We start from the raw sequence: 13,083 nt of genomic DNA, 5'->3' as shown, positions 1-13,083 counted from the left end.
CCGCATCAAGGTGCAGTAATTCAGCCCAAATCTCACACACCGCCTGCTCGAGGTCGGTTTGCGGGGCAACGTAGTGGTCCTGCTGCGCCCCCGGGTCCACCTCTGGCAGCGCCTTTTTATTAATTTTACCGTTGGCGGTCAGTGGCCAGTGTGGGATCACCCGGCCCAGTTTCGGCACCATGTAGTCGGGTAAACACCCTGCCAGCTCGCTCAGTGCCGCACTGATAAAGTCAGAATGAGCTGCCTCGTCCAGCGCCTCTGCAGGCTGAACATAGGCCACCAGATAGGTGCCATTGGCCCCGCTTTTCGCCAGTACTACGGCACTGTCGATGGCCGCCTGACAGCTCAGCTGCTCGCTTATCTCACCCAGCTCTACCCGGAAGCCGCGAATTTTAACCTGGTCGTCTGCCCGGCCCACAAACGCCAGCGTGCCATCGCTCTGATAGCGCACTAAGTCGCCGGTGCGGTACAAGCGTGTTGAACTGCCCCGGGGCCAGCGGGTTGTCCTCGCCCTGGCTGTATGCCTGATACAGTGTCGTAAATTCGTTGATCAGTACCTGCATCGACCAGCCGTCGGAGGCAATGTGGTGCATATTGAACAGCAGCACACCGCTGCGCCCGGTAGTCTGAATATAGCCTGCACGCACCATCACCTCGCAGGTCAGGTCAAACGGCAGGCTCAGCTGTTGCGCCATCGCCCCGGCAATCGCCTGTTGCTGCGCCGTCTCGCTCAGAGTCCGCACATCCTCATAGCTCAGGGTGAAGCCGGCGTCCTGGCGGATCACCTGCACATCATCGCGATACACAGTTCTGAGCACCTCATGACGGGCAATGATGGTTTGCAATACGGCCTCAACCACCGTCAGGTCCAGCTCGCCGTCAACCGCAAAGGCCGCCGGCATATTGTATTGTGGTGTGCCCTGCTCCAGCTGGTCGATAAACCATAACCGCTGCTGAGCATAAGACAACGGGGCAACACGATGCTGACCCAGCTGAGGGTCATCCTGCATCACTCTGGGCAGGGCTTTAATGTCCTCGGGCAGTGTCTGTCCCTCGGCCGCAGCAATCGCTTTGGCCTGCTCAGCCACGGTGGTGGCATTGAATAACGTGCTCAGTGGCAGCTCCACTGCCAGTTGGGTGCGCAGTGCGGCGGCCAGCTTAACCGATAACAGGGAATGTCCGCCCAGAGCAAAGAAACTCGCTGTGGTGCTGATCTGCTCCGCATCAAGGTGCAGTAATTCAGCCCAAATCTCACACACCGCCTGCTCGAGGTCGGTTTGCGGGGCAACGTAGTGGTCCTGCTGCGCCCCCGGGTCCACCTCTGGCAGCGCCTTTTTATTAATTTTACCGTTGGCGGTCAGTGGCCAGTGTGGGATCACCCGGCCCAGTTTCGGCACCATGTAGTCGGGTAAACACCCTGCCAGCTCGCTCAGTGCCGCACTGATAAAGTCAGAATGAGCTGCCTCGTCCAGCGCCTCTGCAGGCTGAACATAGGCCACCAGATAGGTGCCATTGGCCCCGCTTTTCGCCAGTACTACGGCACTGTCGATGGCCGCCTGACAGCTCAGCTGCTCGCTTATCTCACCCAGCTCTACCCGGAAGCCGCGAATTTTAACCTGGTCGTCTGCCCGGCCCACAAACGCCAGCGTGCCATCGCTCTGATAGCGCACTAAGTCGCCGGTGCGGTACAAGCGTGTTGAACTGCCCGCCACCTCAGGGTCATAAAAGGGGTTATCAATAAAGCGCTCGGCACTCAGCTCAGGCTGGTTCAGGTAACCTCGTGCCAGCCCGTCACCGCCCAGGTACAACTCACCGGTTGCGCCATACGGCAGCAGCGCCAGCTGGTCATTCAGAATAAACGCCTGGGTGTTGCTGATCACCTGGCCGATCCCCGGCGCATGATCGATTTCCTGAGTAAAACAGGCACAGGTTGAATAAGTGGTGTCTTCCGACGGGCCATAAAGGTTATAGACCCGCTCGCAATGCCCGTCGCGCAGTAACTGATTCACCACGTCGCGACCCAGCGGCTCACCGGCCAGGTTCACGACCCGCACGCCAGCCGGAATGCCCGCCTGCTCCAGCAGGGCTTTAATGGCCGACGGCACCGTATTAATCAGGGAAACCTCAACCGGCTGCGTCAGCAGGCTCAGGGCATTGTCGACCAGTACACAGGTGCCGCCGCGAGTGAGGGTGAAAAACAATTCAAACGCTGACAGGTCAAAGTTGATGGAGGTGCTGCACAGCACCCGGACATAATCCTCGCGGCTGTAGACCGTGTCAGCCCAGCTCAGCAGCGCATTGATGTTACGGTGGCTGATCGCCACGCCCTTAGGTTTACCGGTCGACCCTGAGGTATAAATGGCGTAGGCCAGATTATCGCCCTGATGTGCCACCGGTTGATAAGGAGTGGAGACAGCGGCATCGTTCAGCGTCGCCAGACTCAGCGTGTCGGTGGCCAGGCCTTGTAGGATGGCCGGGTTATCGGTGACGGTCACGACCGGCTTTGCATCGTCAATGATCTGTGCCAGTCGGGCACTGGGATAGCCCGGGTCGAGCGGCAAATAGGCGGCACCGGTTTTCAGGATGGCCAGTATGGCCATCACCATCTCGGCATGTCGCTCAGTACTGACGCCCACCATACTATCGGCGCTGAGTGAATAGTGTTGCTGCAAGTACGCAGCGATGCGATTGGCGCCAGCATCCAGCTGGGCGTAGCTCAGCGTGCGACCGTCGGGCATATCAATGGCAATGGCATCCGGCGTTAGCTGGGCCTGACGGCTGATCTGTTCGTGTAGGCTGAGCTCAGCGTTATAAGCCAGTGTTTCGCTTTGCACATCATACACCAGGTGTTGGCGCTCCTGCTCACTCAACATATCGATCTGCTGCGGCGACTGTTGACTGAGCGAAGCCAGGTTTTGTGGCACCAAAGCGGCAATAAGCTGACTCAGATGCGTACTGAGCTTGGTAATATAGTCGGCGGTAAACAGGTGACTGTCATACACCCAGTTGAGCGCCAGTCCCTGCTCGTTAAAAACCAGGTTGATGTCGAGGTCGAATTTGCTGCTGGTCACAGGTAAGGCTTGCTGCGTTAACTGCACATCAGCAACATTAAACTGCGTACTCACTGGCTGAGCGGGCGTACCCTCTACCGTCAGCAGGATCTGAAATAATGGCGCATGAGCCTGACTGCGTGAGAGCTGAAGTCCTTCAATCAGCTGATCCAGCGGTAATTCCTGATTCGCCAGCGCTTGCTGATTGATACTTTTAACGTGCTCAAAATACTCCGTCAGAGTGTCAAATTCCGTCGACACTCGCAGTGGCACGGTATTGACAAAAAAGCCCTGCAACGATTGCAGTCCGCTTTGCAGCCGGTTCTCAACCGGGGTGCCGATGACGATATCCTGGCTATGACTGTGTCTGGCGACTACCAGGGACAATAAAGCATGTAAAAATGCAAATGGACTTAACTGCAATGCTTCAGCACTGTCAGCAATGGCTTTGGCCTGATGTTCAGGTAATTGCTGCGTGAATTTTTGCGCAGGATGCTGAAGAGTGTCTCGCTGTCCCGTCACAGGCAAAGTGTGTACTTCTGGCGCATCGGCAAGCTGCTTCACCCAATAGTCCAGCTGAGCTTGATAATGTGTCCGGGCTTCATTTTGTTGCCAATGCGCATAATCGATGTAATGTAATGGCAGTGGCGCCAGTTCAGGCTCCTGGCCTGCAACCAGTGCGCCGTAGGTGTGAGAAAACTCCTTCACCAGCAGTGCCACAGAATAACCATCCGACACAATATGATGCAGATTGAACATCAACACGCCCTGCTGCGGGGAAAGGGTGACGTAATGAACCCGGATCAAGCTGTCTGAACTTAAATCAAAAGCGTAAGCGGCCTCTTGTGCCAGCAAAGCGTCCAGCTGTGTTTGCTGCGCCGACGCTGTCAGGTCACTCAGGTCGTGCGAGGACACAAGCTGTGCCGGTGCGCTCACCAGCTGCTGTTTGCCTTCCCCTTCCACTTCAATAAACCGGGTGCGCAGTACTTCATGACGCGCCACTATGGACTGCATGGTTTGCTCTAGTACCGCCAGGTCAAACTCACCCGATACAGTGAATGCCGCTGACATATTATATTCAATGGTATTGCCCTGAAGCTGGTCAAGAAACCACAAGCGTTGCTGCGCTGATGACAATGGAAAGTGTGCCTGCGTCCGCTCAACTGGCGTGATCACAGGGGCCTGAGAAGCGCTGGCATATAACCCCAACAGATACTGTTTTAGTTCGTCTTTTCTTGCTATTAGCTGTTGTTTCAGCGCTGCATCCAGGGCTTTTGGAAGGTGTAGCTTCACTTCGCCTTGGTGGTGCTGTGCACTGGCGCCTTGCTCCAGCAAAGCGCGGTATAATTCTTGGATCATCATAGGGTAAATTCCTCGAAGTCGGATGCAGCGGGACTGTGCGTCGTGTCACTGGCATGCAAAGTGAAGATGTCGTCGATATGGCGACTGATGTTGGCGACGGTCATTTGCTGATATAAATCCTGAATAGCCAGGTTGATCGCAAAAGTGTCGTTAAGTCGGGTTGCCAGGCGCATCACTAGCAGTGAATGTCCGCCCAGCTCGAAAAAGTCTGTCTGTGTGCTTATCTGGCCAGCTTCTACATTGAGTAGCTGCGCCCAAATCTCACATACCGCCTGCTCTGTGTCTGTTTGCGGCGCTACGTAACGGCCCTGCAGTGCGGTGGCATCCACCTCCGGCAGCGCCTTTTTGTTGATCTTGCCACTGGCTGTCAGCGGCCACTCAGGGACCACCTGACCCAGCCTCGGCACCATGTATTCCGGTAAACTCTCTGCCAGGCTCGTCAGTGCCGCTGTGATGAAGTCGGTGTGATCAGCCTCGCCCAGTGTCTGAGTCGGATGAATATAGGCCACCAGATACAGGCCGTTGGCTCCACTTTTCGCCAGCACCACTGCGCTGTCGATGGCCGCCTGACGACTCAGCTGTTCGCTTATCTCGCCCAGCTCCACCCGGAAGCCCCGGATCTTCACCTGATCGTCTGCGCGTCCCACGAAGGCTAAGTTGCCGTCCGCCTGATAGCGCACTAAGTCGCCGGTGCGGTACAGGCGCTTTGAGCTGCCTGCCACCTTGGCATCATAAAATGGATTATCGATGAAACGCTCGGCACTCAGCTGTGGCTGATTCAGATAACCCCGCGCCAGCCCGTCACCACCCAGGTATAGCTCCCCGGTAGTGCCATAGGGCAGCAGCGCCAGCTTGTCATTAAGGATGAACGCCTGACTGTTGTTAATCACCCGCCCGATACTCGGCGCTTCGTCCAGAGGCTGAGTAAAGCGCGCACAGGTTGAATAAGTGGTGTCTTCTGATGGACCGTAGAGGTTATACACTCGCTCACAGTGCTCACCGGCGAGTAACTGATTCACCACGTCGCGACCCAGCGGCTCGCCTGCCAGGTTCACCACCCGTACACCGCCCGGAATGCCTCCCTGCTCCAGCAGCGCTTTAATCGCCGAGGGCACCGTATTAATTAATGTGACCTCCACCGGCGTCGTCAGCAGACTCAGGGCACTGTCGACCAGCACACAGCTGCCACCACGGGTCAGAGGTAAAAACAGTTCAAAGGCCGACAGGTCAAAGTTGATTGAGGTGCTGCATAACATCCGCGCATAATCTTCACCGCTGTATTCGGTGTCGGCCCAGCTCAGCAGTGCATTGACATTGCGGTGACTGATGGCCACGCCCTTAGGCTGACCAGTCGACCCTGAGGTGTAGATGGCATAGGCCAGCTTATCCCCGCCAAGGGCCGTCAGCGCCGGGTTGTGCTGCGCATAAGCGCTCAGTGTCAGCGTCGCAATATCCACGGCACTGCCGCCCTGCTCTGCCATCAGCGCCTGTGCAACCGGCAGACCTGCGTCATACGCCAGAATGTGTGTCAGTCCCGCATCTTTGGCGATATAGCCTAACCGGCTGGCCGGATAGCTCGGGTCCAGCGGCACATACGCGCCACCGGCTTTTAATATCGCCAGGATACTCACCACCATTTCAACCGAGCGGCTGCTGCACACGCCCAGCGGCGTTTCCGGGGTCACCTGATGTTCGCTCAGCAGATAATGCGCCAGCTGATTGGCACGCTGGTTCAGCACCTCATAGCTGATGTGCTGCCCGTTAAAAATCAGTGCCGTTGCCTGTGGCGTACGCTGCACCTGTTGTTCAAATAAACCATGAATGCTCTGCGTGGTGTCATAACTGAGTGCGTTGTCGTTCAGTGTTAACAGCAGCGTGTGTTGCTCGGCTGCCGACAACATCGCAAGGGTATCCGGAGCATGCGCCAGCAAAGTGGCCGGAGCCTGCTGTGCCAGAGTTGTCAGTAAGGTACTCAGATGACGGCTCAGCGTCTCAATCCGAGCTGCGCTGAACAAAGCCTTGTCGTAGGTCCAGCACATCTCTACCCCGGCGTCGCTCAGTGTCAGGTCGATGTCCAGGTCAAACTTGGCAATCACCGCATCCTCTGCCAGCGGGCTCAGCTGCGCCTCCCCTAAAGACCAGCCCTGATTACTGACCTGCTCCGTCACTGCATAATCGGTGCGGGTTGTCAGCATCACCTGGAACAGCGGCGTATACGCACTGCTACGGGGCACATTCAGCTGCTCAACCAGCTGCTCGAACGGCACATCCTGATGTGACTGAGCACCTAAATGGACGGCTTTTACATGGGCCAGGTAGTCTGCCAGGCTCGGCTGGGCAGTATTGACGTTCAGCACCAGGGGGTTAACAAAAAAACCAATCAGCGGTGCCAGCTCGGCCTGCATGCGGTTGGCCACCGGTGTCCCGATAACGATGTCCCGGGCATTACTGTGTCTGGACAACAACAGCGACAAGGCCCCGTGCAGTAACATGAAAGGCGTCAGCCCCTGCGCACTGGCAAGTTTACTCAGCCCCTGCGCCACTTGTGCACTGAGGGTGCTTTTCACCTGACCACCCTGATGCTGCTTAAGTGCCGGACGCGGGTAGTCTAACGGCAGACTGTGCACCGAAGGCAGGTCAGCCAGTTGCTGCTGCCAGTAGCTCAGCTGCGTATCCAGCACCTCGTGATTTAAATGGCTGCGCTGCCACTGTGCGTAGTCTGCATACTGAATGCTCAGCGGGGCCAGCGGGTTGTCCTCGCCCTGGCTGTATGCCTGATACAGTGTCGTAAATTCGTTGATCAGCACCTGCATTGACCAGCCGTCGGAGGCAATGTGGTGCATATTGAACAGCAGCACACCGCTGCGCTCAGTGGTCTGAATATAGCCTGCACGCACCATCACCTCGCGGGTCAGGTCAAACGGCTGGCTCAGCTGTTGCGCCATTGCCCCGGCAATCGCCTGTTGCTGCGCCGTCTCGCTCAGAGTCCGCACATCCTCATAGCTCAGGGTGAAGCCGGCGTCCTGGCGGATCACCTGCACATCATCGCGATACACAGTTCTGAGCACCTCATGACGGGCAATGATGGTTTGCAATACGGCCTCAACCACCGTCAGGTCCAGCTCGCCGTCAACCGCAAAGGCCGCCGGCATATTGTATTGTGGTGTGCCCTGCTCCAGCTGGTCGATAAACCATAACCGCTGCTGAGCATAAGATAATGGGGCAACACGATGCTGACCCAGCTGAGGGTCATCCTGCATCACTCTGGGCAGGGCTTTAATGTCCTCGCGCAATGCCTGTCCCTCGGCCGCGGCAACCGCTTTGGCCTGCTCAGCCACAGTGGTGGCATTGAATAACGTGCTCAGTGGCAGCTCCACGGCCAGCTGTGTACGCAGTGCAGCGGCCAGCTTAACCGATAACAGGGAATGTCCGCCCAGTGCGAAGAAGCTCGCTGTGGTGCTGATCTGCGCCGCATCAAGGTGCAGTAATTCAGCCCAAATCTCACACACCGCCTGCTCGAGGTCGGTTTGCGGGGCAACGTAGTGGTCCTGCTGCGCCCCCAGGTCCACCTCTGGCAGCGCCTTTTTATTAATTTTACCGTTGGCGGTCAGTGGCCAGTGTGGGATCACCCGGCCCAGTTTCGGCACCATGTAGTCGGGTAAACACCCTGCCAGCTCGCTCAGTGCCGCACTGATAAAGTCAGAATGAGCTGCCTCGTCCAGCGCCTCTGCAGGCTGAACATAGGCCACCAGATAGGTGCCATTGGCCCCGCTTTTCGCCAGTACTACGGCACTGTCGATGGCCGCCTGACAGCTCAGCTGCTCGCTTATCTCACCCAGCTCTACCCGGAAGCCGCGAATTTTAACCTGGTCGTCCGCCCGGCCCACAAACGCCAGCGTGCCATCGCTCTGATAGCGCACTAAGTCGCCGGTGCGGTACAAGCGTGTTGAACTGCCTGCCACCTCAGGGTCATAAAAGGGGTTATCAATAAAGCGCTCGGCACTCAGCTCAGGCTGGTTCAGGTAACCTCGTGCCAGCCCGTCACCGCCCAGGTACAACTCACCGGTTGCGCCATACGGCAGCAGCGCCAGCTGGTCATTCAGAATAAACGCCTGGGTGTTGCTGATCACCTGGCCGATCCCCGGCGCATGATCGATTTCCTGAGTAAAACAGGCACAGGTTGAATAAGTGGTGTCTTCCGACGGGCCATAAAGGTTATAGACCCGCTCGCAATGCCCGTCGCGCAGTAACTGATTCACCACGTCGCGACCCAGCGGCTCACCGGCCAGGTTCACGACCCGCACGCCAGCCGGAATGCCCGCCTGCTCCAGCAGGGCTTTAATGGCCGACGGCACCGTATTAATCAGGGAAACCTCAACCGGCTGCGTCAGCAGGCTCAGGGCATTGTCGACCAGTACACAGGTGCCGCCGCGAGTGAGGGTGAAAAACAATTCAAACGCTGACAGGTCAAAGTTGATGGAGGTGCTGCACAGCACCCGGACATAATCCTCGCGGCTGTAGACCGTGTCAGCCCAGCTCAGCAGCGCATTGATGTTACGGTGGCTGATCGCCACGCCCTTAGGTTTACCGGTCGACCCTGAGGTATAAATGGCGTAGGCCAGATTATCGCCCTGATGTGCCACCGGTTGATAAGGAGTGGAGACAGCGGCATCGTTCAGCGTCGCCAGACTCAGCGTGTCGGTGGCCAGGCCTTGTAGGATGGCCGGGTTATCGGTGACGGTCACGACCGGCTTTGCATCGTCAATGATCTGTGCCAGTCGGGCACTGGGATAGCCCGGGTCGAGCGGCAAATAGGCGGCACCGGTTTTCAGGATGGCCAGTATGGCCATCACCATCTCGGCATGTCGCTCAGTACTGACGCCCACCATACTATCGGCGCTGAGTGAATAGTGTTGCTGCAAGTACGCAGCGATGCGATTGGCGCCAGCATCCAGCTGGGCGTAGCTCAGCGTGCGACCGTCGGGCATATCAATGGCAATGGCATCCGGCGTTAGCTGGGCCTGACGGCTGATCTGTTCGTGTAGGCTGAGCTCAGCGTTATAAGCCAGTGTTTCGCTTTGCACATCATACACCAGGTGTTGGCGCTCCTGCTCACTCAACATATCGATCTGCTGCGGCGACTGTTGACTGAGCGAAGCCAGGTTTTGTGGCACCAAAGCGGCAATAAGCTGACTCAGATGCGTACTGAGCTTGGTAATATAGTCGGCGGTAAACAGGTGACTGTCATACACCCAGTTGAGCGCCAGTCCCTGCTCGTTAAAAACCAGGTTGATGTCGAGGTCGAATTTGCTGCTGGTCACAGGTAAGGCTTGCTGCGTTAACTGCACATCAGCAACATTAAACTGCGTACTCACTGGCTGAGCGGGCGTACCCTCTACCGTCAGCAGGATCTGAAATAATGGCGCATGAGCCTGACTGCGTGAGAGCTGAAGTCCTTCAATCAGCTGATCCAGCGGTAATTCCTGATTCGCCAGCGCTTGCTGATTGATACTTTTAACGTGCTCAAAATACTCCGTCAGAGTGTCAAATTCCGTCGACACTCGCAGTGGCACGGTATTGACAAAAAAGCCCTGCAACGATTGCAGTCCGCTTTGCAGCCGGTTCTCAACCGGGGTGCCGATGACGATATCCTGGCTATGACGCGGCCAGCTTAACCGATAACAGGGAATGTCCGCCCAGTGCGAAGAAGCTCGCTGTGGTGCTGATCTGCGCCGCATCAAGGTGCAGTAATTCAGCCCAAATCTCACACACCGCCTGCTCGAGGTCGGTTTGCGGGGCAACGTAGTGGTCCTGCTGCGCCCCCGGGTCCACCTCTGGCAGCGCCTTTTTATTAATTTTACCGTTGGCGGTCAGTGGCCAGTGTGGGATCACCCGGCCCAGTTTCGGCACCATGTAGTCGGGTAAACACCCTGCCAGCTCGCTCAGTGCCGCACTGATAAAGTCAGAATGAGCTGCCTCGTCCAGCGCCTCTGCAGGCTGAACATAGGCCACCAGATAGGTGCCATTGGCCCCGCTTTTCGCCAGTACTACGGCACTGTCGATGGCCGCCTGACAGCTCAGCTGCTCGCTTATCTCACCCAGCTCTACCCGGAAGCCGCGAATTTTAACCTGGTCGTCTGCCCGGCCCACAAACGCCAGCGTGCCATCGCTCTGATAGCGCACTAAGTCGCCGGTGCGGTACAAGCGTGTTGAACTGCCCGCCACCTCAGGGTCATAAAAGGGGTTATCAATAAAGCGCTCGGCACTCAGCTCAGGCTGGTTCAGGTAACCTCGTGCCAGCCCGTCACCGCCCAGGTACAACTCACCGGTTGCGCCATACGGCAGCAGCGCCAGCTGGTCATTCAGAATAAACGCCTGGGTGTTGCTGATCACCTGGCCGATCCCCGGCGCATGATCGATTTCCTGAGTAAAACAGGCACAGGTTGAATAAGTGGTGTCTTCCGACGGGCCATAAAGGTTATAGACCCGCTCGCAATGCCCGTCGCGCAGTAACTGATTCACCACGTCGCGACCCAGCGGCTCACCGGCCAGGTTCACGACCCGCACGCCAGCCGGAATGCCCGCCTGCTCCAACAGGGCTTTAATGGCCGACGGCACCGTATTAATCAGGGAAACCTCAACCGGCTGCGTCAGCAGGCTCAGGGCATTGTCGACCAGTACACAGGTGCCGCCGCGAGTGAGGGTGAAAAACAATTCAAACGCTGACAGGTCAAAGTTGATGGAGGTGCTGAACAGCACCCGGGCATAGTCCTCGCGGCTGTAGACCGTATCAGCCCAGCTCAGTAATGCATTGATGTTACGGTGGCTGATCGCCACACCCTTAGGTTTACCGGTCGACCCCGAGGTATAAATGGCGTAGGCCAGATTATCGCCCTGATGTGCCACCGGTTGGTATGCCACGGAGACAGCGGCATCATTCAGCGCAGCCAGACTCAGCGTGTCGGTGGCCAGGCCTTGCAGGATGGCCGGGTTATCGGTGAGGGTCACGACCGGCTTTGCATCGTCAATGATCTGTGCCAGTCGGGCACTGGGATAGCCCGGGTCAAGCGGCAAATAGGCGGCACCGGTTTTCAGGATGGCCAGTATGGCCATCACCATCTCGGCATGTCGCTCAGTACTGACGCCCACCATGCTATCGGCGCTGAGTGAATAGTGTTGCTGCAAGTATGCGGCGATGCGATTGGCACCGGCGTCCAGCTGGGCATAGCTCAGCGTGCGACCGCCGGGCATATCAATGGCGATGGCATCCGGTGTTAGCTGGGCCTGACGGCTGATTTGTTCGTGTAGGCTGAGTTCTGTGTCGTAACTAAGTGGGCTGGCCGAACGCCCCAGCAACCATTGCTGCTCCGCCGGGCTCGAAAATGGCAAGTCTGTTAGTGCACAATCTAGACCATGTTCCCCCAGATAGGCCAATGCTCGCTGATATCTTTGCTCAATGGCATCAATATCAGCCTGAGCAAAGTAACGATGGTTAAAATCAATTTGCAGTTCCAGGTCCGTGTCATTGTTATCCCATACCGTCAGAGTGAATGGGATTTTTTCGGCATTGGCATTGAGGTAATGAAAACGTGCAGCCTTATTTGAAAAGTGAATATCGGCAAAATTCAACGTCAGATAGTTAAAACTAAAATCAAAGAAGCTGCCCTGCTCACCACTGTGTTGCTGGTCTTTGAGGAGCTGGCCCAGTGGGTACTTCTGGTGTCTGTAGGTTGCTTTTTGCGTCTGCGCCACCTGTTTTACCAGCTCACTCATAACATCTACCCCTTGCGTTGAAATCAGCAATGGACTAATGCTGGTAAAGACCGACAGCTTTTGTTTTTGCAGCGCCGTTTTACGGTTGTGGCTCGGATTACCAAACAACAGGGTTGCCTGATTGGTATGCAAAGAAAAGTAGTAAGCCAGTGTTGCCAGCAACACCTGAGCGGCCCCTAACTTATGACAACCTGCATGCGCATGCAAACTATCAAAAACCGTTCTGGAGAGCGGATAAATGGCCCGGGTACTGTGTTGCTGTTCCGTATCACTAAAGTAGCGTTCAGGCAGGCGTTCGCCCTGATAATCGTCGAGATACGCTTGCCAAAATGCCGCGTCTTTTTGATATTTAGCACTCTCACGATAAGTATTATCCAACTGTGCTATCTCATCGAGCGATAACCGGGCATCGTCCTGTGTCTGTTCACCGTTATACAAATCAGCCAGCTGCTGAACCCAGATCGCAAATCCGAAACCATCCATTGCAAGATGATGACTTAAGCCAACATACCAGTGCTGTTGCTGAGATATTTTAAGCAGGAAGCCTCTGGCCAGTTGCGTATCAAACACCGCCTGAGTGCGAGCAAACTGCGTGTCGAGCCAAGCCTTAGCACTGCGCTCGGCGTCTGCTTCGGCACTAAAGTCGATCACTGGCAGGCTATCATCCAGGTCCTGGCTCAGGTAAGCAGTGAATTCCTCTCCTTGCTGACTAATACGCATCTGAAATGCTTCATGACTGTGGATCAGTGCTTGATGTGCCTGTGCCAGTTGGGTGCTATCAATGTTGTCGCACACGATATAGCCGCCAATGTTGTATATAGGACTATCCGGGAAATAGAGCTGATCTAATAGTATATCGCGCTGCGAAGCGGTTAATTGCCATTGAGAATGTTTCATC

3 protein-coding genes and 1 pseudogene are annotated in these 13,083 nt (G+C 56.4%); all 4 read right to left on the bottom strand.

Going from position 1 to position 13,083, the window contains the following annotated elements; translation table 11 throughout:
• Positions 1 to 451, bottom strand: a pseudogene (locus PRUB_RS19585) (non-ribosomal peptide synthetase); the annotation flags it as partial.
• Positions 393 to 4,412, bottom strand: coding sequence for a non-ribosomal peptide synthetase (locus PRUB_RS19580; protein WP_198452385.1), 4,020 nt, complete (start codon positions 4,410 to 4,412; stop codon positions 393 to 395). The pseudogene PRUB_RS19585 and the gene PRUB_RS19580, both read right to left, overlap by 59 nt.
• On the bottom strand, positions 4,409 to 10,150 hold the full coding sequence (locus tag PRUB_RS19575; protein ID WP_198452384.1) for a non-ribosomal peptide synthetase: 5,742 nt from the start codon (positions 10,148 to 10,150) through the stop codon (positions 4,409 to 4,411). The genes PRUB_RS19580 and PRUB_RS19575 overlap by 4 nt, the downstream gene beginning before the upstream one ends.
• The gene (locus PRUB_RS19570) at positions 10,068 to 13,082 is read right to left on the bottom strand and encodes a non-ribosomal peptide synthetase (RefSeq protein WP_198452383.1); all 3,015 of its coding nucleotides are present in this window, start codon (positions 13,080 to 13,082) and stop codon (positions 10,068 to 10,070) included. Before PRUB_RS19570 ends, PRUB_RS19575 begins: the two co-directional genes overlap by 83 nt.
• Between the last annotated feature and the right edge of the window lies 1 nt (position 13,083).

The sequence above is a fragment of the Pseudoalteromonas rubra genome (genome assembly GCF_000238295.3).
In the GTDB taxonomy this organism is placed as follows: Bacteria; Pseudomonadota; Gammaproteobacteria; order Enterobacterales; family Alteromonadaceae; genus Pseudoalteromonas; species Pseudoalteromonas rubra.
The sequence above is the reverse complement of the archived record's forward strand: the minus strand, read 5'-3'. Positions and strand labels throughout refer to the sequence as shown.

Excerpts from the sequence above, each read along its gene's own strand:
- PRUB_RS19580 (WP_198452385.1), bottom strand. The coding sequence starts at position 4,412 with ATGATGATCCAAGAATTATACCGCGCTTTGCTGGAGCAAGGCGCCAGT.
- PRUB_RS19575 (WP_198452384.1), bottom strand. The coding sequence starts at position 10,150 with ATGCGGCGCAGATCAGCACCACAGCGAGCTTCTTCGCACTGGGCGGAC.
- PRUB_RS19570 (WP_198452383.1), bottom strand. The coding sequence starts at position 13,082 with ATGAAACATTCTCAATGGCAATTAACCGCTTCGCAGCGCGATATACTA.